The organism is Enterococcus sp. LJL128, assembly GCF_056924295.1.
This window is the reverse complement of the sequence record NZ_JBXPBP010000005.1, coordinates 163189-187418: the sequence shown is the minus strand read 5'-3', so window position 1 is coordinate 187418 and position 24230 is coordinate 163189. Positions and strand designations below refer to the sequence as shown.

Below are 24230 nucleotides of genomic sequence, written 5' to 3'. Positions count from 1 at the left end.
CTCGATTATAATACTTCTGGTGCAAGAGAAACGATCTTCATGAAGTTGTTCTCACGTAATTCACGTGCAACAGGTCCGAAGATACGTGTACCGCGCGGGCTCTTATCATCACGGATGATTACCGCAGCATTTTCGTCGAATTTAATGTAAGAACCGTCTGGACGACGAGCTCCTGATTTTGTACGAACGATAACGGCTTTAACTACTTCACCTTTTTTGACAACACCACCTGGCGTTGCTTGTTTAACCGTAGCAACAATTACGTCACCAATATTAGCAGTTTTACGACCAGAACCACCAAGGACTTTGATCGTTAGAATTTCACGCGCACCTGAGTTGTCAGCAACTCTTAATCGGCTTTCTTGTTGGATCACGATGTGTATCCTCCTTTCAGATTTATACTCAATCTATATAGGAAAATCTCGTTTTATTAGATAACAACTGCTTCTTCAACTACCTCTAGTAAACGGAAACGTTTTGTAGCTGATAATGGACGAGTTTCCATGATTCTTACGATGTCTCCAACTTTTGCAGTGTTGTTTTCATCATGTGCTTTGTACTTTTTAGAATATTTCATGCGTTTACCGTAGATAGGGTGGTTTTTCTTTGTTTCAACGACAACTGTGATTGTTTTATCCATTTTGTCAGAAACTACACGTCCCTGGTAAACCTTACGTTGATTTCTTTCTTCAGACATACGCGTTTGGCCTCCTTCCACTATTAGTTAGCTTGTTCACGCAATACTGTTTTGATGCGTGCAATCGATTGACGTACTTCTTTAATACGTGCAGTGTTTTCTAATTGTCCTGTTGCTAGTTGGAATCTAAGGTTAAACAATTCTTCTTTCAATTGTTTTTCCTGGTCAAGCATTTCGGCAGTGGTTAATTCTCTGATATCTTTAACCTTCATTCGATTCACCACCCATTTCCTCACGTTTTACGATCTTAGTTTTTACTGGCAGTTTGTGGGATGCAAGGCGCAGAGCTTCGCGAGCAACTTCTTCAGGAACGCCGGCAATCTCAAACATGATTTTACCACGTTTAACTGGAGATACCCATCCTTCAGGAGCACCTTTACCTTTACCCATACGAACACCAATAGCTTTACTAGTATATGATTTGTGAGGGAAAATTTTGATCCATACTTTCCCGCCACGTTTCATATAACGAGTCATGGCAATACGGGCAGCTTCGATTTGTCTGTTTGTGATCCAATGAGATTCAGTTGCCTGAAGACCCCATTCACCAAAAACGACTTCTTTTCCGCCTTTTGCTTCACCGCGCATTTTACCTCTAAACTCACGACGGTGTTTTACACGTTTAGGTACTAACATGCTTATTTCCCTCCTTTCTCAGTGTTTTTTTTCGCTGGAAGAATCTCTCCACGATAGATCCACACTTTTACTCCTAATTTTCCGTAAGTTGTGTCTGCTTCTTCCCATGCGTAGTCAATATCGGCACGCAATGTATGAAGAGGAACAGTTCCTTCTGAATATCCTTCTGAACGAGCAATATCTGCACCATTCAAACGACCGGATACTTGTGTCTTGATTCCTTGAGCGCCTGAACGCATTGTGCGTTGAATCGCTTGTTTTTGTGCACGACGGAAAGCTACACGGTTTTCTAATTGACGTGCAATTCCTTCGCCGACCAATTTAGCATCTAAATCTGGTTTTTTGATTTCAACGATGTTGATGTGAACTCTTTTACCAGTTAGTTTATTTAGTTCTTTTCTAAGGTTTTCAACTTCAGATCCGCCTTTACCGATAACCATACCCGGTTTAGCTGTGTGGATTGAAATGTTCACACGGTTTGCAGCGCGCTCGATCTCAATTGTAGACACAGCGGCATCAGCAAGTTTTTTAGCGATGAATTTACGGATTCTTAAATCTTCGTGTAAGAATTCAGCATACTCTTTTTCAGCATACCATTTTGCATCCCAGTCGCGGATGATGCCTACACGCATTCCAATTGGATGTACTTTTTGACCCACTGGTTGTCCCTCCTCTTATCATTTGAGGCTTGTTTTTAACAAGCTGCTCTTTTTGAGGTCCGGCAGCCATTGTTGCAGCACATAGCATCTGTTAAGCAGAACTGATGTGGTACAGTGCAAGGCTCCTCCTCTTATCCTTTTAAGGATTATTTTTCTGATACTACTACTGTAATATGACTTGTACGTTTCATGATTGGTGATGCTGAACCTTTAGCACGCGGACGGAACCGTTTCATAGTTGGTCCTTCGTTAACAAAAGCTTCAGATACAACAAGATTTTCAACATCTAAGTCAAAGTTGTTTTCTGCGTTAGCAACTGCTGACATTAAAACTTTTTCAATGATTCCAGCAGATTTGTTTGGTGTGAATTTCAAAATTGAAATTGCATCCCCAACGCTTTTTCCTCTGATAAGATCGATTACTAAACGTGCTTTACGAGGAGAAGTGCGAACTGTTTTCGCAGTTGCTTTAGCTGATGTGATTTGTTCTGCCATGTTGATGTTTCCCTCCCTCAAAATTAACGTCTAGTTTTCTTATCATCGGCAGCATGCCCACGATAAGTTCTAGTTGGTGCAAATTCACCTAATTTATGTCCTACCATATCTTCTTGAATGTATACTGGAACGTGTTTACGTCCATCATATACAGCAATTGTAAATCCAACAAATTGTGGAAAAATTGTAGAGCGGCGAGACCAAGTTTTAATTACTTTTTTCTTTTCAGCGCCTTGTTGAGCTTCGACTTTCTTCATTAAATGATCATCAGCGAAAGGCCCTTTTTTCAAACTACGACCCATGGTGAACCTCCTCTCAAAATGTACGACACATGGTCAAAAATATAAATCTTGTTAAATAAACAATCTCTATTATTATCTCTTTTGTTTTTAGCAAAAGACACGTTTCGTGTAATGTAGCTTTCACAAAATTTATATAGATTATTTAGTACGGCGACGAACGATAAGTTTGTCGGATTTGGCTTTTTTGTTACGAGTTTTGTAACCCAATGCTGGTTGACCCCAAGGTGATACTGGAGCTTTACGTCCGATTGGAGTTTTACCTTCACCACCACCGTGTGGGTGATCGTTAGGATTCATTACGCTACCACGTACAGTTGGACGCTTGCGCATCCAGCGAGAACGACCGGCTTTACCGATGTTGATTAGTTCGTGTTGCTCGTTACCAACTGAACCGACTGTTGCACGGCAAGTTGCCAAGATCATACGAACTTCGCCTGAGTTCAGACGGATCAATACGTATTTACCTTCTTTACCAAGTACTTGTGCACTTGTACCAGCTGAACGGATTAATTGTCCGCCTTTACCTGGCTTCATTTCGATGTTGTGAACAACAGTACCGACTGGAATGTTACTCAACGGCAGTGCGTTCCCAACTTTGATGTCTGATTCTGGACCGGAAACGATTTTTGTTCCAACTTCCAATCCTTTAGGTGCTAAGATGTAAGCTTTCACTCCATCTTCATAGTGTACTAATGCAATGTTAGCTGAACGGTTCGGATCGTACTCGATCGTTTGAACAGTTGCAACAACGTTGTCTTTGTTACGCTTGAAGTCGATCACGCGGTATTGGCGTTTGTGTCCGCCACCATGATGACGAACAGTAATGCGACCGTTGTTGTTACGACCAGCATGATTTTTTAACGGCTGTAGTAATGTTTTTTCTGGTGTAGAAGTTGTGATTTCAGCGAAATCAGAACTAGTCATATTACGACGGCCGTTTGTGGTAGGTTTGTACTTTTTAATCGCCACGTCTTGTTTCCCTCCTACTTTACTTCGATCATTATCTCAGGTTCTGCTTTTATTCAGCAGCTTCGAAAATTTGAATTCCTTTTGAATCTTCAGTCAATGTCACAATAGCTTTGCGACGTTTTTTAGTATATCCTGCATATTTGCCCATGCGTTTGAATTTAGGACGCACGTTGATGATATTCACGTTTTTAACTTTTACGTCAAACGCAGCTTCAACAGCTTGTTTCACTAAAGTTTTGTTCGCGCGAACGTCTACTTCGAACGTATATTTTTGTTCGTCCATAGCAAGCATTGATTTCTCAGTGATTACCGGGCGTTTGATTACGTCTAGTAAGTTCATTATGCAAGCACCTCCTCAATTTGAGTAAGAGCAGTTTGCGTTGCTAGCATTTTTTTGCTTGAAACAATATCCAATACGCTGATGTTGTCTGAAGTGACAACTGTTACGTTTGGCAAGTTACGAGCAGATAATGCTGCAAAGTCATTCTCAGGTTCAAGAACCACCAATACTTTTGTATCGATAGACAAATTACCAAGAACTTGTCTGAATTCTTTTGTTTTTGGTGCATCGAAGTTCAAGCCTTCAACTGCTACCAGATTACTTTCAGCAACTTTTTCTGACAATACAGATTTCATTGCTAAACGACGAACTTTTTTAGGAAGTTTGTAGCTGTAAGAACGTGGTGTTGGTCCGAAAACTACGCCACCTCCACGCCATTGTGGTGAACGGATTGAACCTTGACGGGCACGACCTGTTCCTTTTTGACGCCATGGCTTACGGCCACCGCCGCGAACAGCACTGCGGTTTTTCACAGCATGTGTTCCCTGTCTTAATGAAGCGCGCTGCATGATGATTGCATCGTATACAACACTTTCATTTGGTTCGATTCCGAAGATTTCTTCGTTTAAAGTGATTTCACCATTTTGAGTTCCATCTTGTTTAAATAATGCTACATTCGGCATTCCTTAGTTCCTCCTTTCCTACACGATTATTTAGCTTTTACAGCTGATTTGATTGTGATTAATGATTTTTTAGATCCAGGAATGTTTCCTTTGATCAGAATTACGTTTTTGTCTGCGTCCACTCTAACAATTTCAAGGTTTTGAATTGTTACGCGGTTGCCACCCATACGGCCGGCAAGCTTTTTATTTTTAAACACACGGTTTGGTGCAACTGGACCCATTGACCCAGGACGACGGTGGTAACGGGAACCGTGAGACATTGGTCCGCGGCTTTGTCCATGGCGTTTGATAACCCCTTGGAATCCTTTACCTTTCGTAGTACCTGTAACATCAACGATGTCTCCTGCTTGGAAAACATCTACAGCGATTTCGTCTCCAACTTTATATTCTCCCAGCTCAACATCTTTGAATTCCTTAATGAAGCGCTTAGGAGCCGTGTTTGCTTTTGCAACATGACCTTTCGCAGGTTTGTTCGCTAACACTTCACGTTTGTCTTGGTACCCGACTTGAATTGCTTCGTAGCCGTCTGTTCCAGTTGTTTTCACTTGTAGTACTACATTAGGAGTAGCTTCTACAACTGTTACCGGGATCAGCTCACCAGATTCTGTAAAGATTTGCGTCATTCCGACTTTTTTCCCTAAGATTCCTTTGGTCATGAGTACACCTCCATCATCTTGTTTTTTTTATTATAGTTTGATCTCAATGTTCACACCAGATGGTAAGTCAAGCTTCATTAAAGCATCAACTGTTTTTGGTGTTGGGTTCACAATGTCAATCAGACGTTTGTGAGTACGCATTTCGAATTGTTCGCGTGAATCTTTGTATTTATGTGTCGCACGAATAACAGTGTAAAGACTGCGTTCAGTTGGTAATGGAATTGGACCAGATACGCCAGCTCCAGTTCTTTTTGCAGTTTCTACGATTTTATCCGCTGATTGATCTAAAATACGATGTTCATACGCTTTTAAACGGATACGAATTTTTTGTTTTGCCATCTTGTTTCCCTCCTTCGCCTATTTTGAAAAGTAGACATGGCTCCACGAAAATCTCCGTCACGCTCGTCCATGGCAAAGCGTCCGGGCGTGTCGCAACCTCTCGTTTCCTAGCCGGTAAAATCTTTTTCAGATTTACCAGTGCTTTTCACACTCCTGTAAACAGCACCTTTATCATTATATTACAGAAAAGCCGAGATAGCAAGGTTTTTTTCAAGGTTTTCAGATTTATTTTCATGATTTTCATTTTATATTTTTTCTCTACTTATTTATTCAATTTTACGCTTGATTTCTTCTTCTAGATCAATACAGTCACATCACTCTCATACTATTTCAGCCTTATAAATCCAGCGACTCCTTCTTTTAACTTCTATAAGTAGTTTAGCCAAACTTCCCGCTGATTTTAATATCCCTCTGGTTTTTAGCAATCATGTTCGATTACTACTATAATATTAATCGGTATTTCTTCAAAAAGCTTCTACCCTATTTTTTCTTTTAGCTGTTTCGAGCAAAAAAACACTTCCCGCTTATTCTGGAAGTGTTTTTCATTTGATTAGTTTGTTGATTCTCTATTTCTTCTCTGTATACCCTTGTTCCAGCAGCATCTCTTTGGACTGCTTCATACTAATATATTTTACAACTCTATCTTCTTCTGATCCATCGGTAATAGTTCCCATAAGTGTCATCACTTCTTTAAGGTCGGCTACTTCATAATCAACAACGACCTTTTCAACCATTTTATCTTCCTGATAATCCGCTTTATAGGTAATCCCTTTAACATCATATTCATCCTTCACAAAAGAAAACATTTCCTCTGCCTCTTCTTTAGAAGAGATGTTTAACGGCCCATATTCAATCGTAGAATACGTTTCCTGCTTCACTACTTTATCCCCATTATGAGTATAGATGATTTCCATCTCCACTCCATCCTGTTTCATTTCAAAAACCGTGGTAGCTAAATTACTATTTTTACGTTTACTCGTTGAACCACCAATAGAACAGCCGGTTGCAATTAGACAGATTAGAAGCAGCGGCAGCAGCAGCCACCCTTTTCTCAAAACTTTTTTCATTTTCTTCCCCCCTACATTTTTATCTTTACTAACAATCGTAATTCTTTTTTTATGATATATCAATCTTTTTTTAGCTAGTAATTTTCTAATAGCCATAGAAAATTTTGTTCCTTTCACCGGATTGACTTACATTCATTCTTGACCTAATATAGAGATACGATATATAGAGGTTCGATATATAAAAAGAAGGGAATTTTTAAAGATGGATGAAAAAATCAGGCGGATATACAGCCCTATGACAGAAACCGGCTTTTATATTCTTTATTCCCTACAGTCAAAAAGACATGGCTACAGTATTATTCAGTTTGTCAAAGAACTAACTGATAACGAAATTATCATAAGCGCAGGAACCATGTACGGCAGCTTAAGTAAAATGGAACAAGACGGATTAATTCAAGTAGTCGCAGAAGAGAACCGCAGGAAAATATATGCATTGACTGAATCAGGAACAGAAGTTTTGCTGCTTGAAAAATTGAGAATTCAACGGCTTTATAAAAATAGCATAGGAGAGAAATCATATGAATAGAAAACATATAAGAAAGTTTTTTAGCTTAGCCGACTACCTTGATGAGGAGCTTTTTCTGCAGTCCATGCATAAAGCCGGCTGGAAAATGATTAATTTCAAAGCTCTGGGCTGGCAGTATACTTTTGAAAAGTGTGAACCAGAAGACTATATTTATCAACTAGATTTTAAACAGAAAAAAGAACAAGACGAGGCGGACTATCTACTGTTATTCGCAGACTGCGGATGGGAGCATTTTTTCACTTTCAACGGCTGGTATTATTTCAGAAAGGTAAAATCAGAAGCAATGGAAGAAAATATGATTTTCAACGATGCTGCTTCCAGAGCGGAAATGGCAAAAAAGATTATGAGCTATCAATGGCTGATTATTTTCCCTACATTAATTTTCCTATTTGTTTATACGACAAATTTTTTAATAAACACTCGTTCTTTCTGGGGACATTTATTTACATTTTTTTACTTATCCTTAGCATTGCTGGCGATTGGAATAGCGGTCAGAAACTATCTAAAGCTAAATAAAATCATCGAACAAAACACTTTATTGTAAATACTGCATAAGGTTACCTGAAGTATTAGAATCAGATTGATTCTGATACTTTTTTATTAACCAAAAAAACTCCAGAGGGAAATCCCTCTGGAGTTACGTCCGAGTACACCGATTTTTCCAAATCAGTTTTATTTATATTAAAACGAATTATTTAGTGATTTCAGTAACAACGCCTGAACCAACAGTACGTCCGCCTTCACGAATAGAGAAACGAGTTCCGTCTTCGATTGCGATTGGGTGGATTAGTTCAACGTCCATAGTTACGTTATCGCCAGGCATAACCATTTCAGTTCCTTCTGGCAATTCAACTACACCAGTTACGTCAGTTGTACGGAAGTAGAACTGAGGACGGTAGTTAGTGAAAAATGGAGTGTGACGTCCGCCTTCTTCTTTTGATAAAACGTAAACTTCAGCTTTAAATTTTGTATGTGGAGTGATTGTAGCTGGTTTAGCTAATACTTGTCCACGTTCGATTTCTTCACGTGCTACACCACGTAGTAATGCACCAATGTTGTCTCCCGCTTCAGCGTAATCCAACAATTTACGGAACATTTCAACACCTGTAACAGTTGTTTTAGAAGTTTCTTCTTGAATACCAACGATTTCGATTTCGTCACCAACACGAACTTGTCCACGTTCAACACGTCCAGTTGCAACAGTTCCACGTCCAGTAATTGAGAATACATCCTCAACTGGCATCATGAATGGTTTGTCAGTATCACGAGTTGGTGTTGGGATGTATTCATCCACAGCAGCCATCAACTCAAGAATTTTTTCTTCGTATGAAGCGTCGCCTTCAAGAGCTTTCAAAGCAGAACCAGCAACAACAGGAGTGTCATCACCTGGGAAGTCGTATTCTGACAATAGATCGCGAACTTCCATTTCTACTAATTCAAGTAATTCTTCGTCATCAACCATATCCATTTTGTTCAAGAAAACAACGATGTATGGTACACCAACGTTACGAGACAACAGGATGTGCTCACGAGTTTGAGGCATAGGACCATCAGCAGCAGATACTACTAAGATAGCTCCGTCCATTTGTGCAGCACCAGTAATCATGTTTTTAACGTAGTCCGCGTGTCCTGGGCAGTCAACGTGCGCATAGTGACGTGCGTCTGTTTCATACTCGATGTGAGAAGTGTTGATTGTAATTCCACGTTCTTTTTCTTCAGGAGCGTTATCGATTTCAGCATAGCTGGCAGCTTCTCCGCCACCGTGTTTAGCTAATACTGTAGCAATTGCAGCAGTTAATGTAGTTTTACCATGGTCAACGTGTCCAATAGTACCAATGTTTACATGGGGTTTAGAACGGTCAAATTTTTCTTTAGCCATTTTAAAATGTTCCTCCTAAAATCAAATGATTTATTTTTTGTATATCTGATAGGCGGCTCTACGACCGCCTGATCATCTTTAATTATTTTACCTGAAATCTCTAAAAAAGCATAGTCCCAAATACAGCTTTAAACAAAACTGAATATCTAGCGTCTTAAAACACCTAGCCTTGGTCACAACCACAGCTAATCAGCATTTCAAACTCGACCTTAGTTATTATTCAGATTTTCCGCCGTTTTTCTTGATGATTTCTTCTTGTACAGATTTAGGTACATCTTCATAGTGGTCAAATACCATCATGAATGTTCCGCGTCCTTGCGTTGCAGAACGAAGAGTTGTTGCATAGCCGAACATTTCAGCCAAAGGAACGATTGCGTTCACGATTTGTGAATTACCGTGAGCTTCCATACCTTCAACACGTCCCCGACGGCTTGTAACGTGTCCCATAATATCACCTAGGTAATCTTCTGGTACAGTAACTGTTACTTTCATCATCGGTTCCAAAATAACCGGATTTGCATTTTTAGCAGCCGCGCGCAGTGCCATAGAAGCCGCAACACGGAAGGCCGTTTCATTTGAATCGACATCATGGTAAGAACCATCGTAAAGCTTAGCTTTGATATCAACTAATGGATAGCCGGCAAGCACACCATTGTTCATTGAATCTGCTAATCCTTTTTCAACAGCTGGGATGTATTCACGAGGAACCACACCACCGACAATTGCGTTTTCGAATTCAAATCCTTTACCTTCTTCGTTTGGTGTAAATTCAACCCATACGTGACCGTATTGTCCTTTACCACCAGACTGACGTACAAACTTACCTTCTGCTTTAGTCGCAGAACGGAATGTTTCACGATAAGATACTTGAGGAGCTCCAACGTTTGCTTCAACCTTGAACTCACGTCTCATACGGTCAACCAATACGTCTAAGTGCAGCTCACCCATACCAGAGATAACTGTTTCACCAGTTTCAACGTTTGTTTCAACGCGGAATGATGGATCTTCTTCTGCAAGTTTTTGCAGAGCCACACCCATTTTATCTTGGTCAGCTTTTGATTTAGGCTCAACAGCTACTTGGATAACCGGTTCTGGGAACTCGATTGATTCAAGAATAACTGGTGCGTCTAAAGCACATAATGTATCCCCAGTTGTTGTATCTTTCAGACCAACAGCTGCTGCAATATCACCTGAGTACACTTTATCAATTTCTTGACGTGTATTCGCGTGCATTTGCAGGATACGTCCGATACGCTCTTTTTTGTCTTTAGAAGCGTTCAATACATATGAACCACTTTCAAGAACACCAGAGTATACACGGAAGAATGTTAAACGACCAACGAACGGGTCAGTCATAACTTTAAATGCTAATGATGCAAACGGACCTTCGTCATCGGCAGGACGAGTAGTTTCTTCGTCTGTCTTAACGTCAACCCCTTTGATTGCATCGATGTCAAGTGGTGAAGGCAGGTAATCAAGTACCGCATCCAACATCAATTGAACACCTTTGTTTTTGAAGGCTGAACCAGCTAATACTGGGAAGAATTCAACGTTGATTGTTGCTTGACGGATACCCGCTTTCAACTCTTCTTCAGTAATTTCTTCACCTTCAAGATATTTCATCATCAATTCTTCATCAGTTTCAGCAACAGCCTCAACTAATTTTTCACGCCATTCAGTTGCTAACTCCAAATAATCTTCCGGGATATCAGTTTCCTGAATATCAGTTCCTAAATCATTTGTGTAGATTTCAGCTTTCATTTTGATCAGGTCAATAATTCCAGTGAAATCATCTTCAGCACCGATTGGTAATTGAATTGGATGAGCATTTGCCTGTAAACGATCATGTAATGAGTTTACAGAGTACAGGAAGTCTGCACCGATTTTATCCATTTTGTTACAGAAAACAATACGGGGAACTTTATAATCAGTTGCCTGACGCCAAACCGTTTCAGTCTGAGGCTCAACCCCTGATTGTGAGTCAAGTACTGTTACTGCTCCATCTAGTACACGCAGCGAACGCTGTACTTCAATTGTGAAGTCAACGTGTCCCGGTGTATCGATGATATTTACGCGGTAGCCGTTCCACTGTGCAGTTGTTGCAGCAGAGGTAATCGTAATCCCACGCTCTTGCTCCTGTTCCATCCAGTCCATCTGTGAAGCTCCTTCGTGAGTTTCACCGATTTTATGGATTTTACCAGTATAATACAAGATACGCTCTGTTGTTGTAGTTTTACCTGCATCAACGTGAGCCATGATACCAATATTACGAGTTTTTTCCAATGAAAATTCTCTTGCCATTCTGATTTGTTCTCCTCTCTTGTTTAAATAAATATATCAAGTCAATTCCTACGTCAGTAAATGTGCACGCAGAGAGGATTTTACCAACGGTAATGTGCAAACGCACGGTTGGCATCTGCCATTTTATGAGTGTCTTCACGTTTCTTAACTGAAGCACCAGTATTGTTGGCAGCGTCCATGATTTCTTTAGCTAGACGTTGTTCCATTGTATGTTCACCGCGCAGACGTGCGTAGTTAACTACCCAACGTAAACCTAGTGTTGTACGACGCTCTGGACGAACTTCAACTGGTACTTGGTAGTTAGAACCCCCAACACGACGTGCTTTAACTTCAAGAACAGGCATAACGTTCTTCATTGCTTGCTCAAACACTTCCAATGGGTCGTTACCTGTAGATTCTTTGATGATATCAAATGAATTATAGATAATGTTAGCAGCAATCCCGCGTTTTCCATCAACCATTACACGGTTGATTAAGCGAGTTACTAATTTTGAGTTATAAATAGGATCTGGTAAAACATCACGTTTTGCAACTGGACCTTTACGAGGCATCCGTAACTCCTCCTTCCGAAATATTTCTTCTATAGTATATGTCAGTTAATGTCAAATTAATTAGCAGCTTTAGGTCTTTTAGTACCATATTTAGAGCGGCTTTGTTTACGGTCTGTAACACCGGCAGTATCAAGCGCACCACGAACGATATGGTAACGTACCCCTGGTAAATCTTTTACACGTCCGCCGCGCAGCAATACAACGCTATGCTCTTGCAGATTGTGTCCGATTCCTGGAATATAAGCTGTAACTTCAATCAAGTTTGACAAACGAACACGGGCATATTTACGCAAAGCTGAGTTCGGTTTTTTAGGTGTCATAGTTCCCACACGTGTACACACCCCACGTTTTTGCGGAGAGTTCACATTTGTTTGGGCTTTCTTAAAGCTGTTATATCCTTTGTTCAATGCAGGTGAGTTAGATTTTTCCACCTTTGATTTACGAGGTTTACGTACTAATTGGTTAATTGTAGGCATTCCTTGTTTTCCTCCTTCCTCAATTCGCTTCTAGTTCCACACATCCAGGTGGTTCTTTTTTTGCGATAAAAAATAATGCATCTATGCATCCTTTATCAAATATGCTTTGATAGACAGTCAGCACGTCTCCGGAAAGAGACCTGTACATAAAGCACCTTCGCTAGAATATCATGATATATCTACTATGTCAAGCTTTTCCTGACTATTTAAATGTAAAAAACACAGTTTTATCTTTCTGTTATTTTTAGAATTTTTCTTGTTGATCTTCCTATCTTTTCTTGGGAATCCACGGTACAATATTTTTGATAAACCGAAAGGAGCATGCACTGAAATGAACCTTAAACAAATGGTCGGAATAGAAGCTGCAAAATATGTCGAAGATGGAATGATTGTAGGTCTAGGTACTGGCTCTACTGCAAAATACATGGTGGACGAAATCGGCCGGCGAATCAGAGAAGAAAACCTGTCGATTATTGGTGTTACTACTTCAAAGGCAACAGAAAGACAAGCTGCTGAACTGGGAATTCCTTTGAAAAGCATCGATGATGTTCCTTACGTCGATTTGACTATCGACGGTGCAGATGAAGTCAGTGCTGATTTCCACGGAATTAAAGGCGGAGGAGCGGCGTTGCTTTTTGAAAAGATTGTTGCCTCTTATTCGAAAAAAAACATCTGGATTGTGGATGAATCAAAAATGGTAGATAAACTGGGGGCATTTCCTCTGCCTGTAGAAGTAATTCCCTACGGCAGCCAACAACTGCTTCGACTTTTTGAAGAAAAGGGCTACCAGCCAGCGTTGAGAAAGACAACTGATAATAAGGTTTTGGTAACAGATGGCGGGCATTACATCATCGACCTCCAGCTTGATGTGATTGAAGATCCAATAGCTTTGGGTGCTTATTTGGATCAGCTGGTTGGTGTTGTAGAACACGGACTTTTTCTAAAAATTGTTTCTACGGTAATTGTCGGACGTGAACAAGGTCCGCTGACTATTCCGAATACTCAAAAGTAATACCGCAAAATCCAAAGCTAAGCATAGAAGAAGGGAGATATAATGAATTTAATCGGCTATGCACGAACAACCATTAACGAATGCAATTTGGATACACAGCTTTCACTCTTGTCAAACTACGGCTGTGACAAAATCTACCAGGAAACATTTGAGCCTGCTGGGGACATCCCAGCCTGTTCCCTTCTGGATACGGTGATTGATACACTGGAGGAGCGAGATACCCTTGTAATTTGCCGGCTGAATCATCTTGGAAAATCAACCAGACAGCTTACAGATTTGACTCAGCTTTTCAAAAAGAGCGGAATTCATCTGGTCAGCCTTGAAGAAGGCATTGATACCCGTGGACCTGAAGGCGGCGTCTACTTTAGATTAATGGACGGCTTAGCTCAGATGGAGTGCGAACTCATCAAAGAACGGACATTAGTAGGCTTAACGAATGCCCGCAAAAAAGGCAAGGTTGGCGGGCGACCAAAAATCGATTTTAAAACAATCCGCCGCATTCGCCAAATGTACTACGAAAAACACGAAAATGTTCAAATTATTGCAGCAAAGTGCCGGGTTTCTATCGGAACCTGTTATAAGTATATTAACCTTTCTGAAGCAGAAACCGAGCAGCTTAACAAGTAATAGCTCAATGTTTACTTAGCTAGTCTACCTCTATCTTTTATGCCGGACTTCAGCAAGCTGCTGAGGCGGAGAAGAATATTTCTATATAATTGCTGTTCCAATCAGAGTAGAGACAAAAACTAGCAGATGCACAGGTAATTTTCATGTTCAAAAAACATAAATGCCGTGGAAACACAGGAGCGTATGAAAAGCCCACTGTGTTTCCACGGCATAATTTATCTCTTTCTTCGTTAACAGCTCCTCAACAGCCTACTCTTTTCTTTACTGGTTCAAACAATTGAAGACGATAGCTTTCATTCCCCTTTTCATCTATTATTTTTATATGTTCTTCCAAACAAAGTCTTGACCGGTCTGAGGTATAGACTTTGTTTTGCTTAAGCTGCAGCATTAGCTGTCCCCATGACGCAGGAATGTTCTCTGTACTTTCAAAAACAGCATACACACCTCCCGGCAGCAGCAATTCTTTCATGTCGCCAGGCAGTTGAATATTTTTGGGGATTGATGCACAGACACCATAGCCATAAGGATCCCCAGCCTTTTTAGCTTTCGGTGGCATATCCCCGCCAAAAATCCGAGCCGTTCCCAGCAGTTCTTCTGCTTCCAGCCATAATAGCATTTTCTCTAACGCTTCACTTTCAGGCTCTTTATTCACCACCACCGTATAGGCCATACGCATAGCTGGCAATAAGGCAAAGGTTAGCTCATTCCCAGCCTGAAGCTCCGCTTTATCTTGAATCCGTTTAAATCTGTCCATTAGCTTCTCCCCCCATTCTAAATGATTTTCTGCTTCGGTATTTTTCATTAATTCTTGTAAATATTGTTTCAAATTTTCTAGTCTATCTAATTCCTCGGATAGTTCTTTTTTCTCTAACTGCTGCTGTTTTATTTTTTTATCTGTCAAGTTAGCCAACTGTCGATAAGACGGAGCTGCTAAAAACTGAGAAACTTCTTTGATTGAGAAATGCCAGCTTCTCAGACAGTGTATGATTTTTATCTTTAGTACTTCTTCCATTGAATACATCCGCCAACCAGATTCCGGATTCCTAATACTAGTTGTCAGCCCGACAGCCTCCCAATATCTGATTGTTCTGCTGGTAACCCCCAGCTCTTTGGCGAGTCTTTGTATCGAGATACTCATCTTCATCCCTCCTAGCTTCTTGCTACCCTTATTCTATCAGTTGTCCTTACGTCAATTACAACCCTTTCTTGCTTTTCCATCCTTTTTTTAAGATAAGTTTGGGACATAACTAAATGTCCAAACTCTGCCTTCTCTAAAATCCGAATAAATAGTGAGACAGAAGCAATTTTTTCTTAATTTCTGCTTGTTTCAAAAATTTTCATTGGAAATTGACGAAAAAACGTTGTACAATAAGCACGTACTGAAATTTTCAGAAACTATACACAAAGGAGACTTATTATGCCAAAATTAGTTTTTTCTCGTCACGGACTTAGTGAATGGAATGCATTAAACCAGTTTACTGGATGGGTTGATGTAGATTTAGCACCTGAAGGTATCGAAGAAGCAAAAGAAGGCGGACGCAAAATTAAAGAAGCCGGAATCGAATTTGACGTAGCATTTACTTCAGTATTAACACGTGCTATCAAGACTTGTAATCTGATTTTAGAAAACTCAGATCAATTATGGGTACCCCAAGTAAAATCATGGCGCTTAAACGAACGTCATTACGGAAAATTACAAGGATTGAACAAAAAAGAAACAGCTGAAAAATACGGAGATGAACAGGTTCACATCTGGCGTCGTTCTTATGACACACTTCCTCCACTATTAGAAACTACTGATCCTGGTTCTGCTGCAAACGATCGTCGTTATGCAATGCTTGACCAACGTGATGTACCTGGTGGAGAAAACCTGAAAGTAACTTTGGAACGTGCGTTACCTTTTTGGCAAGATGAAATCGCTCCTGCTTTATTAGATAACAAAACTGTTTTAGTTGCTGCTCACGGTAACTCTTTACGTGCATTAGCTAAACATATCGAAGGTATCTCTGATGACGATATCATGGATTTAGAAATCCCAACAGGTCAGCCGCTTGTTTATGAATTAAACGATGATTTAACTGTTGCTAAGAAATATTATCTATAAGAAATTAAGAAAAACCGCCGTTCTGAGTAAGTCAGAACGGCGGTTTTTTCAAATTCCAATAGCATTAAAAAGTAATGAACAAGCTCATTCTATTTTCCTGCTATTTTGAATAGTTAAAACTTACATAATAAGGCGCGCCGGCTTTACGATTCGCTAAATGTACATAGATATACGTCCCTGCTTCATAAGTCAATGGTAAATTCCCACCTGTTGAAGCACTGCTTCCGCCTTTCGCGCAATCTGCAAAGTAATACCCTCTCCATTGTGCATCATCATAAAAATTCGTTTCTATTCTATGACTAGAGGTAGCTGTATCTTGTGACCAAAGATCCTGCACTTTATATTTCGCTGTTTCAGGTGCTTTAAATTTAAGCCAGCCTGTCTGATTCGCATAAATTGTTCCCATGCCAAATCCCATACCAAAATTCGGTGCAACTTCTACAGCAGTTTCCTGCGTTTGACCTAAAGAAAATACTTCAACTTCCACAAATTCTTCCTGATTACTTCCACTCATCTCTTTGACACGAATCGTGGTTTTTCCAGGTGCTTTCCCAATAATCTTAAAGCGGTTCGCTCCATCACTAACAACTTCAGCAATCTTTTCATCATCTGAGAAGTACTGAACATCATTTGGTTTTGTTGTATAGCTATCTACCTTGTATGAGAAGGATACCGAATTACCAGGATTCAACAATGGTTTACATTTGTATGGAATCGTTAGCTGCGTGGTATAGATAGGTTGAGCATCTTTCGTAGTTCGCTGTAAGACAAAGTAAAATGGTTCGCCATCCATATTTGTAGAAAGCTTCAAATAGACATACTCTCCAGCACCATAGTATACGGGTGCTTTTGATGATACAGATGATGAATTAGACGTTCTTCTATGTGCCGAATAATACCCCAAAGAACGGTTCTCCCATTCATTATAGAAATTGATTTCTGATTTTTGATTAACGACGTTGTTTCCATTCAAACCACCAGCTAGCGAATACATTGCTGCTTCATCCGCTTTGAATTTCACCCATCCTGTTTGATTGACAAAAATTCGAGTAGACTGACTATCAGCTGCTGGAAAACCAGGATTAATTTCTGGCGCATCTTCCCTTGTTGCCGCCGGTTGGACAGTCGCAACAGAAGCCTTAATGGTTTTACTTAGCTTTCCATCCTCTGTTTTAGCAGTGATTGTCACGCTGCTCCCTGTAGCTGCTTTGGCAGTAAGAACCCCATCTTGCGACACACTGACCAAATTAGCATTAGAGCTGCTCCAAATCATTTTCCCTGTATATTCTGCATCCTCGGGTAAATAACTTAGATTCAGATTTCTCACTTCACCTTGCTGCATTTTTATAAATGATTCTTCGAATTTGAAATCTTCCAACGGCACTTTGTATTCTTTATTCAAATCATAAAGTCTTGTTGTGTATTCATAAGAATCCTTTTTCCCGCTTAATCCTTCTACTTTAACAGTGAATTCATCACCTTCAGCATAATTGATTTCATTTGGTGCAAAGACCACTGTGTCATATCCCCAGCTGTTCGCAACAACGGTATATTCACCATCTTTTTGTGTATCTGAAAAATGCCATTCCTGACCACTTTTATTATTTTTCAGTGTAACCTTCAAGTTATTCCGATCAAAATCATAACCATTTGAGTTAAAACTCGCTGACCAGCGAAGATTGTAGTTATATTTTTTCATATCCTGTATTGGAAAAACTGATTCTGTTGGCCAAGTAACAATAGAATCATCCGGCACAGTATACGAGCCATCGCCTTGCGCATAAAGAGCAGCTGAGTATTCGACCTCTCTTCTTTCAGGAACATCGAGTTCAGCAAAGCCAAAGCCAATTGTTTGATACCACGGATTCAAAACAATTCTTCTGTGTCCAACCGATTGATTTCCATTTCCGTAATCAAACATGTATAAATCGCTATATTCATTCAGCGTTGGGATTGCTTCCCCATAAAACGGACTACGAACACTCCTCGCCAAATTACTTAAACGCGCTCCATTGGAAGCCTCCTGCCAAAAGCTATCAGTCATTCCCTCAGGCTTTGTGTATTTTGTTCCAATATTATGATCGATTACTCTAAGCGAGGCAATCCCTACTGCAGCATGTTGAGCAATACTTACTCTTGCTTGCGAAACGGTAACAGGGGTAAGTCCCGCGCTCTCTCTTAGCAGATTAATGTAGTCTGTTGCATTTTCCAATGTAGACGTTTTAAATGTACCTGTCGTATATTGCTCCGGACCAATGATTGGATTGATATCAAACTTATCATCAAACGCTTCCTTGCTTCGTATCTCTTTATACTTTTTTTGATAGTCCTGAATCTTTCTTACTTGTTCTACAGAAAAATCTGTAACAGTTGAGGCACTTAATGGATTTATTAATCCATCTGCCGAAGCTTCTGTTTGTACCTCTTCAATCACACCTTCAACAGGTACTTGGGTTTCATCTGCAAATACCGATCCGGCAGGACCTCCTAAACCAGCCAACACAACCATACCTAATAACCATTTTTTCTTTTTCATGCTATTTCCTCCTTTTTTAATCGTAAACTTACCTACTCCTTTTTTATAAGCTTACAACTAAAATAATAACATAATATTCTTTCTTTGGAACATTTATTAATCATAATAGAAGAAATTAACATACAATAAAAACCTAATCACCTTTCCGTTGTTCGACAGCTGCCTGAACAATAAAAACTACCCCAGAACATGATTAAATCATACTCTGGAGTAGTTTTGGTGTTAATCTTCAAATCCATTGCTTTCTGAAACTGTTTTGTACCAGTAGCCAGATTTTTTAATTGTTCTCTTGCCTTCCTGGTTCAGGTCAACCGCAATGAAACCATAACGATTCTTATAGGCGTTCATCCAAGACCAGTTATCCATACAGGTCCACATGTGGTATCCTAGACAACCACTGCCTTCTTCCAACGCTTTGTGTACGTAACGCAGATGATCTTTAACAAAATCAATGCGATAATCATCCTCTATCATCCCATCTGCATTTATATACTGTTCTTCACCTTCTACCCCCATACCGTTTTCCGAAATATAGCAGGGAATATTCCCATAGTTCTCACGAACATTAGTCAAGATATCATAGATGCCTTTTTCATAAATTTCCCAGCCGCGGTAGGGATTCATCTTTTTGCCAGGCATGTCATAATTGTCAAAATAATCATCCGGCATCGGACCGTGACTGTGATCTATTTCAGATTCTTTCGCTTTGATGCGACGAGGCTGATAATAGTTAATTCCCAGAATGTCTATTGTGTGTTCTTTAATTATTTCTAAATCTCCCGGCTCAATAGCAGGTAGTATATCCAGCTCTTTGACAACCTCTACTAATTCAGAGGGAAACTCACCTTTAACTGCTGGATCAAGAAATGAACGGTTGAAGAAAGCATCTGCCATTGCCGCAGCTTTCACATCAGCCGGATTCTTTTCATCACGAGGATAACTAGGCGTTAAGTTCAAAATAATACCGATTTGTCCGTCGAGATTCAGCTCATGATAGGCTTTAACTGCCATTGCACTGGAAAGTACCTCATGATATCCCACCTGAACAGCGTGCTCCATGTTAATCTCATTTGGATAGTGGAACTGATACAAGTAACCGCCCTCTACAGGAACAATCGGTTCGTTATGTGTGAACCATTTCTTCACCCGATCACCAAAAAGCTCAAAACAGGTTTTCGCATAGGTCACATAAGCATCCACTGTTTTGCGGTTAAGCCACCCGCCTTGCTCCTGAAGACTTAAAGGCATGTCAAAATGATATAGATTCATAAAGGGTTCAATCCCCGCTTCAATTAAGCTATCAATATAGTCATTATAGAAATCCACAGCCTTAGGATTCACTGCTCCTGTTCCATTTGGAATTAAGCGGCTCCATTGGATTGAAGTTCTGAAACTGTTGTGTCCCGTTTCTTTCATCAGCTGAATATCTTCTTTATATTTAGTGTAAACCCGAGATGTTTGTTCTGGTCCTACTTGGTCGAAAAACTTTTCTGGTTCCTGCTGATACCAATAATCCCAAATGTTTTCACCCTTGCCGTCTTCAGCGACTCTTCCTTCTGTTTGCGGACCACTGGCCGCTGAACCCCACCAAAAATTTTCGGGAAATTTATATATTGCCATTTCTATCCATCCTCTCTTTCCTTTTCTCACCTCAATGATAATCTATCACTCTAAAAAAATCAATACTTTAAAAATAAATGACTAGACATTTATTTTTAAAGATGATATATTACTTGTGTAATCGATTGCAAAACATATTATATAACTAGGAGGAATTTTCATGAACGGTTTAATGGATAAGCTTGGTGAGAAAATCATGCCTTTAGCTAACTGGTTGGGGCAGAACCGTTATCTAACTGTTTTAAGAGATGCATTTATGTTGTCATTTCCTTTAACAATGTTTGGTTCTATTGTTGTTGTTGTCAATAACCTGCCATTTTTCAGCGATGAGTTAAAGGGAACATTGGGTTCATTATTCGGAAACGGGCAAAACGCTACAATGAGCATCATGTCTGTCTTTGTTACTTTTGGTATTGGCTATTATTTATCTAAATCCTATGATGTAGAAGGCATTTTCGGCGGAGCGGTTTCTTTTGCCAGCTTCCTGATTCTGACACCCTTTTTTATGGATACTGAAAGCGGAGAAACCGTTAGCGGGGTCCTTAGTCTTGATCGTTTAGGCGCAAAAGGAATGTTCATTGGAATGCTTGCTGCTTTTATTGCAGGGGAAATTTATTGCAGAGTTACTAAAAAGGGTTGGCAGATTAAAATGCCTGATGGAGTACCTCCCGCAGTATCAAAATCTTTTGCAGCTCTGATCCCAGCTGTATGTACACTAACTGTCTTTCTTTTTATTAATGCAGCAGTAACCGGCTTTTTCAACACAAATCTTCACGATGTTATTTATGAAGTCATTCAAAAACCATTAACTGGTTTAGGAAGTAGTCTTCCGGCAACCTTAATTGCGCTCTTTTTTGTTCAGTTCCTTTGGTTTTTCGGTCTGCATGGACAAATCATTGTCAACTCAGTAATGGACCCAATCTGGAATACATTAATGCTGGATAATCTAGAGGCTTACCAATCTGGTAAAGAATTACCACATATTATCACAAAACCATTTATGGAAACATTCACCGTTGGTTTAGGCGGTTCCGGCATGACACTGGCAGTGGTATTGATTATGGCTTTCTTCCTTAAGAAAAAACAATATAGAGACGTCGGCCGACTAGCAATAGCACCTGGCCTCTTCAATGTAAACGAACCGGTTATTTTCGGTTTGCCAATTGTTCTAAATGCATCTATTTTCATCCCGTGGCTGCTGGCTCCTCTCGTAGTTACTACACTGAACTATTTAGTGATGGCAGCCGGTATTGTACCGCCGCCAACTGGAGTTTCTGTTCCATGGACTGTGCCAATCATTGCCAGCGGGGTTCTGGCTACCAACTCATGGCTGGGCGGTTTGCTGCAAGTGGTTGACTTCATCATCGTCGCGCTAATCTGGTACCCATTCTTAAAAATTATGGATAAACAAGTAGATATAGATGTTTAGACCATTACCCTCACGAAATGTGAAGGACTAATTTCCAAGAATTAAACAGGCACGTACGAAAGCAGCATCTGGTATTTTTAGTCTATTCCTATTCGACTTCGAAGAGGCTGCTTTCATTTTTAAGGACTGGAGCATAGTCAGCCTGACTAGTGTTCCAGTCCGTTTTTTCTTTTAGCAGAAAAATTAGCGTTGTAGAAAACCTGAGAGTTCGTTATACTCAAAATGAGGTGAGCATAGATGCCAAAATATGAAGAAATAGCCAATATTCTTAGAAAACGAATTAAAAATAAAACCTACACTCCCGATTCTCTTTTGCCTAATCAAACAGATTTGGTCAAAGAGTTTGATGTTAGCCGAATGACGATAAAAAAAGCAATTAATATTTTAGCGATGGAAGGCTTAGTTTATTCTCAGCGTGGGGCTGGTACCCGCATCTTGAATCACTCATTTTGGGATAAGGATACCTCGCCTGCAAATGAGTATCAAGGACTCAGTGTCCAAATGGAAGCAGCGAACAGGGAGCTATCCAGCCAGGTAATTCTGTTTGAAGTCGAATTCCCCAGTGAAGAAGTACAGGAACGGTTGATTATCCAGCCGGAACAGCCGGTTTATAAGATTATCCGCCTAAGATTGCTGGAAAAAAAACCTTACGTCATGGAGTATACCTACATGCCGGTGCATCTAGCTCCCGGCCTGACAAACGAGATTCTCCTACATTCTATTTATGATTATTTAAAAAAGGAATTAGGTATTCAATTTGCCGGTGCCTTCCGAACGATTCAGGCAGCTAAAAGCAGCGAATATGATCAAAAATATTTAGACTGTGCTGTTGACGATCCCGTTTTAGAAGTAGAACAGGTGGTTTATTTGAAAAATGGTCAGCCGATTGAATATTCCCGCAGCCGAAACCGGTATGATCAGCGTGGATATTCTGTGCTGGATGTCAAAGGAATTTAAATAGTTGCCGCAAGCGTGATTCGCTGTGGGAAAGAAGCCGCTTCGTCCTTAAACAGCTCCTTCGCATCTTTGAGATTCTTCGACTCATTTCTTAGAGAATTACCTTGGACCACGCTTTATTAGGTTTTTAGGTTTTGAAGTAGAAAAAAGCGGGAGCCAACTATGGTTCCCACTTTTTTCTCGATCTTTTTAGTAATAACTTGATTCTGTCATACAGTCCTGATAGATTTTTACTACATCCTCTTTAGAAAGCGGCATGTAGGCATCTGTTTCAATCGTACTATGCTTCACAGCTTGTTCCGCCATCAGAGACAGTTTTTCCTCATTTATGCCAACTTCCGGCAAAGTCATTGGAATACCACAGGCTTTAAAGAAATCGTAGACTGCCTGAATCCCTTTCTTCGCTGCTGCAAAGTCGTCCTGTTCCTTAATCCCCCAGACATTTTCAGCGAACTGACTAAATTTGCTCACAGTCTCTTCTGACAACACATACTTCATCCAGCGGGGAGTCAAAATAGCTAGCCCAATCCCATGAGTAATATCATAAAAAGCGCTTAATTCATGTTCCATCGGGTGACAAGACCAAGCACCGGATTTACCGTTGCCAGTGAGTCCGTTAAGCGCCAGACTACTTGCCCACATCAGATTTGCACGAGCGTCATAGTCATCCGGAGTCTTCAATGCTGTTGGACAATTTTTGATTACTGTCCGCATCAGTCCTTCTGATACTGAATCCTGAACATCTGCTCCTACCGTTTTCTTAAAGTAGTTTTCAAACAAATGACTCAAAATATCCGCTGACCCCGCTGCTGTCTGATAAGCAGGAACCGTATAAGTATTCTGCGGATCTAAAAACGAAACCTTTGGAAGTACTGATGGACCGCCCACACCCAGCTTCTGATTGGTAGCAAGATTAGTGATCACAGCGCCGCCATTCATCTCACTACCAGTTGCCGCAAGTGTTAAAACAGTTACAAGCGGAAGCGCAGGTCCATTAAAGCCTTTACGCTTCGAAACAAGCTCCCAAGCTGGCTCTTCTGCGTAGAAGCCCGCTGCAATTACCTTCGTACAATCAATAGTTGAGCCGCCGCCTACTGCCAAAATCACATCTACCTGATGTTCTCGACATAAAGCAATACCTCTATCAACGGTTTCTACTCGTGGATTTGGTTCAATCCCGCTTAATTCAACAACCTTATTCTGATTGTCTTTCATTAATGATAAAACCTGATCATATAACCCGTTCTTTTTAATACTACCACCGCCATATGCCAGCAGCACTGTTTTTCCATAGAGGTTTAGAACATCTGCTAATTCATCCTTCAAACGGTCTTTTCCAAAACGCACATCCGTTGGTACATAAAAACGAAAATTTTCCATTCTTTCACCTGCTTCAATTATAATTTTATCTCACCTACCATCATATACCT

General features: G+C 40.2%; 28 protein-coding genes. 7 read left to right on the top strand and 21 right to left on the bottom strand.

The window, feature by feature from the left end:
* Positions 1-5: 5 nt before the first annotated feature.
* The 13 genes from rplN to AC1Z3K_RS08595 form a co-directional block, all read right to left on the bottom strand.
* A complete protein-coding gene (gene rplN, locus AC1Z3K_RS08655) occupies positions 6-374 on the bottom strand; it encodes a 50S ribosomal protein L14 (RefSeq protein WP_086349668.1) in 369 nt (122 codons plus the stop codon).
* Positions 375-430: 56 nt separating this feature from the next.
* Positions 431-697, bottom strand: coding sequence for a 30S ribosomal protein S17 (gene rpsQ, locus AC1Z3K_RS08650; RefSeq protein WP_426082584.1), 267 nt, complete (start codon positions 695-697; stop codon positions 431-433).
* A 23-nt stretch (positions 698-720) separates the two neighbouring features.
* Positions 721-909 carry a 50S ribosomal protein L29 gene (gene rpmC / locus AC1Z3K_RS08645; protein WP_209557371.1) on the bottom strand — a complete coding sequence of 63 codons (189 nt, stop codon included), beginning with the start codon at positions 907-909 and terminating at the stop codon, positions 721-723.
* Positions 899-1333, bottom strand: a complete 435-nt coding sequence (gene rplP, locus AC1Z3K_RS08640) for a 50S ribosomal protein L16 (protein ID WP_289868718.1) — start codon at positions 1331-1333, stop codon at positions 899-901. Before rplP ends, rpmC begins: the two co-directional genes overlap by 11 nt.
* A 2-nt stretch (positions 1334-1335) precedes the next feature.
* Entirely contained in the window at positions 1336-1992 is a 657-nt protein-coding gene (gene rpsC / locus AC1Z3K_RS08635) for a 30S ribosomal protein S3 (RefSeq protein WP_426082586.1), read from the bottom strand.
* 146 nt (positions 1993-2138) lie between these two features.
* On the bottom strand, positions 2139-2486 hold the full coding sequence (gene rplV / locus AC1Z3K_RS08630) for a 50S ribosomal protein L22 (protein WP_426082588.1): 348 nt from the start codon (positions 2484-2486) through the stop codon (positions 2139-2141).
* A gap of 23 nt (positions 2487-2509) precedes the next feature.
* Complete coding sequence (rpsS, locus tag AC1Z3K_RS08625) at positions 2510-2788, bottom strand: 30S ribosomal protein S19 (RefSeq protein WP_271493795.1); 279 nt, start codon at positions 2786-2788, stop codon at positions 2510-2512.
* Between the two features lie 138 nt (positions 2789-2926).
* Entirely contained in the window at positions 2927-3757 is an 831-nt protein-coding gene (gene rplB, locus AC1Z3K_RS08620) for a 50S ribosomal protein L2 (protein ID WP_426082589.1), read from the bottom strand.
* Between the two features lie 49 nt (positions 3758-3806).
* The gene (gene rplW / locus AC1Z3K_RS08615) at positions 3807-4097 is read right to left on the bottom strand and encodes a 50S ribosomal protein L23 (RefSeq protein WP_426082590.1); all 291 of its coding nucleotides are present in this window, start codon (positions 4095-4097) and stop codon (positions 3807-3809) included.
* A complete protein-coding gene (gene rplD, locus AC1Z3K_RS08610) occupies positions 4097-4720 on the bottom strand; it encodes a 50S ribosomal protein L4 (protein ID WP_461732485.1) in 624 nt (207 codons plus the stop codon). Before rplD ends, rplW begins: the two co-directional genes overlap by 1 nt.
* A gap of 26 nt (positions 4721-4746) precedes the next feature.
* The gene (gene rplC / locus AC1Z3K_RS08605; RefSeq protein WP_426082592.1) at positions 4747-5376 is read right to left on the bottom strand and encodes a 50S ribosomal protein L3; all 630 of its coding nucleotides are present in this window, start codon (positions 5374-5376) and stop codon (positions 4747-4749) included.
* Between the two features lie 30 nt (positions 5377-5406).
* Complete coding sequence (gene rpsJ, locus AC1Z3K_RS08600; protein ID WP_010734471.1) at positions 5407-5715, bottom strand: 30S ribosomal protein S10; 309 nt, start codon at positions 5713-5715, stop codon at positions 5407-5409.
* Between the two features lie 566 nt (positions 5716-6281).
* On the bottom strand, positions 6282-6782 hold the full coding sequence (locus tag AC1Z3K_RS08595) for a DUF1307 domain-containing protein (protein WP_461732484.1): 501 nt from the start codon (positions 6780-6782) through the stop codon (positions 6282-6284).
* Between the two features lie 202 nt (positions 6783-6984).
* Here AC1Z3K_RS08595 and AC1Z3K_RS08590 point away from each other — a divergent pair, with 202 nt between their 5' ends.
* Together AC1Z3K_RS08590 and AC1Z3K_RS08585 are read left to right on the top strand one after the other, a co-directional pair.
* Positions 6985-7308: a PadR family transcriptional regulator gene (locus tag AC1Z3K_RS08590; RefSeq protein WP_426082596.1), complete on the top strand. Its 324-nt coding sequence runs from the start codon at positions 6985-6987 to the stop codon at positions 7306-7308.
* Positions 7301-7852: a DUF2812 domain-containing protein gene (locus AC1Z3K_RS08585; RefSeq protein ID WP_426082598.1), complete on the top strand. Its 552-nt coding sequence runs from the start codon at positions 7301-7303 to the stop codon at positions 7850-7852. Before AC1Z3K_RS08590 ends, AC1Z3K_RS08585 begins: the two co-directional genes overlap by 8 nt.
* A 147-nt stretch (positions 7853-7999) precedes the next feature.
* Here AC1Z3K_RS08585 and tuf read toward each other — a convergent pair whose 3' ends face one another.
* The 4 genes from tuf to rpsL form a co-directional block, all read right to left on the bottom strand.
* A complete protein-coding gene (gene tuf / locus AC1Z3K_RS08580) occupies positions 8000-9187 on the bottom strand; it encodes an elongation factor Tu (RefSeq protein ID WP_426082600.1) in 1188 nt (395 codons plus the stop codon).
* Positions 9188-9403: 216 nt separating this feature from the next.
* Positions 9404-11488 carry an elongation factor G gene (fusA, locus tag AC1Z3K_RS08575; RefSeq protein WP_461732483.1) on the bottom strand — a complete coding sequence of 695 codons (2085 nt, stop codon included), beginning with the start codon at positions 11486-11488 and terminating at the stop codon, positions 9404-9406.
* Between the two features lie 80 nt (positions 11489-11568).
* On the bottom strand, positions 11569-12039 hold the full coding sequence (rpsG, locus tag AC1Z3K_RS08570) for a 30S ribosomal protein S7 (protein ID WP_069662405.1): 471 nt from the start codon (positions 12037-12039) through the stop codon (positions 11569-11571).
* Positions 12040-12095: 56 nt separating this feature from the next.
* The gene (gene rpsL / locus AC1Z3K_RS08565) at positions 12096-12515 is read right to left on the bottom strand and encodes a 30S ribosomal protein S12 (protein ID WP_426082604.1); all 420 of its coding nucleotides are present in this window, start codon (positions 12513-12515) and stop codon (positions 12096-12098) included.
* Positions 12516-12846: 331 nt separating this feature from the next.
* Here rpsL and rpiA point away from each other — a divergent pair, with 331 nt between their 5' ends.
* Both rpiA and AC1Z3K_RS08555 read left to right on the top strand, forming a co-directional pair.
* On the top strand, positions 12847-13527 hold the full coding sequence (rpiA, locus tag AC1Z3K_RS08560; protein WP_426082606.1) for a ribose-5-phosphate isomerase RpiA: 681 nt from the start codon (positions 12847-12849) through the stop codon (positions 13525-13527).
* A 42-nt stretch (positions 13528-13569) separates the two neighbouring features.
* Entirely contained in the window at positions 13570-14154 is a 585-nt protein-coding gene (locus tag AC1Z3K_RS08555) for a recombinase family protein (RefSeq protein ID WP_426082608.1), read from the top strand.
* Between the two features lie 241 nt (positions 14155-14395).
* Here AC1Z3K_RS08555 and AC1Z3K_RS08550 read toward each other — a convergent pair whose 3' ends face one another.
* Complete coding sequence (locus tag AC1Z3K_RS08550) at positions 14396-15292, bottom strand: MerR family transcriptional regulator (RefSeq protein ID WP_426082610.1); 897 nt, start codon at positions 15290-15292, stop codon at positions 14396-14398.
* Between the two features lie 279 nt (positions 15293-15571).
* Between AC1Z3K_RS08550 and AC1Z3K_RS08545 the strand changes: the two genes are divergently transcribed.
* On the top strand, positions 15572-16258 hold the full coding sequence (locus AC1Z3K_RS08545) for a 2,3-diphosphoglycerate-dependent phosphoglycerate mutase (RefSeq protein WP_426082612.1): 687 nt from the start codon (positions 15572-15574) through the stop codon (positions 16256-16258).
* 100 nt (positions 16259-16358) lie between these two features.
* Here the strand turns inward: AC1Z3K_RS08545 and AC1Z3K_RS08540 are convergent, their stop codons facing one another.
* Together AC1Z3K_RS08540 and AC1Z3K_RS08535 are read right to left on the bottom strand one after the other, a co-directional pair.
* Positions 16359-18794 carry a hypothetical protein gene (locus AC1Z3K_RS08540; protein ID WP_461732482.1) on the bottom strand — a complete coding sequence of 812 codons (2436 nt, stop codon included), beginning with the start codon at positions 18792-18794 and terminating at the stop codon, positions 16359-16361.
* A 222-nt stretch (positions 18795-19016) separates the two neighbouring features.
* The gene (locus tag AC1Z3K_RS08535; protein WP_426082616.1) at positions 19017-20414 is read right to left on the bottom strand and encodes a glycoside hydrolase family 1 protein; all 1398 of its coding nucleotides are present in this window, start codon (positions 20412-20414) and stop codon (positions 19017-19019) included.
* 160 nt (positions 20415-20574) lie between these two features.
* Between AC1Z3K_RS08535 and celB the strand changes: the two genes are divergently transcribed.
* Positions 20575-21843 (top strand): PTS cellobiose transporter subunit IIC, encoded by a 1269-nt coding sequence (celB, locus tag AC1Z3K_RS08530; RefSeq protein WP_426082617.1) that lies wholly within the window; start codon positions 20575-20577, stop codon positions 21841-21843.
* 237 nt (positions 21844-22080) lie between these two features.
* Complete coding sequence (locus AC1Z3K_RS08525) at positions 22081-22800, top strand: GntR family transcriptional regulator (RefSeq protein WP_426082618.1); 720 nt, start codon at positions 22081-22083, stop codon at positions 22798-22800.
* Between the two features lie 189 nt (positions 22801-22989).
* On the opposite strand, the gene AC1Z3K_RS08520 is transcribed toward AC1Z3K_RS08525, so the two are convergent.
* Positions 22990-24180 carry an iron-containing alcohol dehydrogenase gene (locus AC1Z3K_RS08520; protein ID WP_461732481.1) on the bottom strand — a complete coding sequence of 397 codons (1191 nt, stop codon included), beginning with the start codon at positions 24178-24180 and terminating at the stop codon, positions 22990-22992.
* Between the last annotated feature and the right edge of the window lie 50 nt (positions 24181-24230).

Excerpts from the sequence above, each read along its gene's own strand:
- rpsQ (WP_426082584.1), bottom strand. The coding sequence starts at position 697 with ATGTCTGAAGAAAGAAATCAACGTAAGGTTTACCAGGGACGTGTAGTT.
- rpmC (WP_209557371.1), bottom strand. The coding sequence starts at position 909 with ATGAAGGTTAAAGATATCAGAGAATTAACCACTGCCGAAATGCTTGAC.
- rplP (WP_289868718.1), bottom strand. The coding sequence starts at position 1,333 with ATGTTAGTACCTAAACGTGTAAAACACCGTCGTGAGTTTAGAGGTAAA.
- rplV (WP_426082588.1), bottom strand. The coding sequence starts at position 2,486 with ATGGCAGAACAAATCACATCAGCTAAAGCAACTGCGAAAACAGTTCGC.
- rpsS (WP_271493795.1), bottom strand. The coding sequence starts at position 2,788 with ATGGGTCGTAGTTTGAAAAAAGGGCCTTTCGCTGATGATCATTTAATG.
- rplW (WP_426082590.1), bottom strand. The coding sequence starts at position 4,097 with ATGAACTTACTAGACGTAATCAAACGCCCGGTAATCACTGAGAAATCA.
- rplD (WP_461732485.1), bottom strand. The coding sequence starts at position 4,720 with ATGCCGAATGTAGCATTATTTAAACAAGATGGAACTCAAAATGGTGAA.
- rplC (WP_426082592.1), bottom strand. The coding sequence starts at position 5,376 with ATGACCAAAGGAATCTTAGGGAAAAAAGTCGGAATGACGCAAATCTTT.
- rpsJ (WP_010734471.1), bottom strand. The coding sequence starts at position 5,715 with ATGGCAAAACAAAAAATTCGTATCCGTTTAAAAGCGTATGAACATCGT.
- AC1Z3K_RS08595 (WP_461732484.1), bottom strand. The coding sequence starts at position 6,782 with ATGAAAAAAGTTTTGAGAAAAGGGTGGCTGCTGCTGCCGCTGCTTCTA.
- AC1Z3K_RS08590 (WP_426082596.1), top strand. The coding sequence starts at position 6,985 with ATGGATGAAAAAATCAGGCGGATATACAGCCCTATGACAGAAACCGGC.
- AC1Z3K_RS08585 (WP_426082598.1), top strand. The coding sequence starts at position 7,301 with ATGAATAGAAAACATATAAGAAAGTTTTTTAGCTTAGCCGACTACCTT.
- tuf (WP_426082600.1), bottom strand. The coding sequence starts at position 9,187 with ATGGCTAAAGAAAAATTTGACCGTTCTAAACCCCATGTAAACATTGGT.
- fusA (WP_461732483.1), bottom strand. The coding sequence starts at position 11,488 with ATGGCAAGAGAATTTTCATTGGAAAAAACTCGTAATATTGGTATCATG.
- rpsG (WP_069662405.1), bottom strand. The coding sequence starts at position 12,039 with ATGCCTCGTAAAGGTCCAGTTGCAAAACGTGATGTTTTACCAGATCCT.
- rpsL (WP_426082604.1), bottom strand. The coding sequence starts at position 12,515 with ATGCCTACAATTAACCAATTAGTACGTAAACCTCGTAAATCAAAGGTG.
- rpiA (WP_426082606.1), top strand. The coding sequence starts at position 12,847 with ATGAACCTTAAACAAATGGTCGGAATAGAAGCTGCAAAATATGTCGAA.
- AC1Z3K_RS08555 (WP_426082608.1), top strand. The coding sequence starts at position 13,570 with ATGAATTTAATCGGCTATGCACGAACAACCATTAACGAATGCAATTTG.
- AC1Z3K_RS08550 (WP_426082610.1), bottom strand. The coding sequence starts at position 15,292 with ATGAGTATCTCGATACAAAGACTCGCCAAAGAGCTGGGGGTTACCAGC.
- AC1Z3K_RS08545 (WP_426082612.1), top strand. The coding sequence starts at position 15,572 with ATGCCAAAATTAGTTTTTTCTCGTCACGGACTTAGTGAATGGAATGCA.
- AC1Z3K_RS08540 (WP_461732482.1), bottom strand. The coding sequence starts at position 18,794 with ATGAAAAAGAAAAAATGGTTATTAGGTATGGTTGTGTTGGCTGGTTTA.
- AC1Z3K_RS08535 (WP_426082616.1), bottom strand. The coding sequence starts at position 20,414 with ATGGCAATATATAAATTTCCCGAAAATTTTTGGTGGGGTTCAGCGGCC.
- celB (WP_426082617.1), top strand. The coding sequence starts at position 20,575 with ATGAACGGTTTAATGGATAAGCTTGGTGAGAAAATCATGCCTTTAGCT.
- AC1Z3K_RS08525 (WP_426082618.1), top strand. The coding sequence starts at position 22,081 with ATGCCAAAATATGAAGAAATAGCCAATATTCTTAGAAAACGAATTAAA.
- AC1Z3K_RS08520 (WP_461732481.1), bottom strand. The coding sequence starts at position 24,180 with ATGGAAAATTTTCGTTTTTATGTACCAACGGATGTGCGTTTTGGAAAA.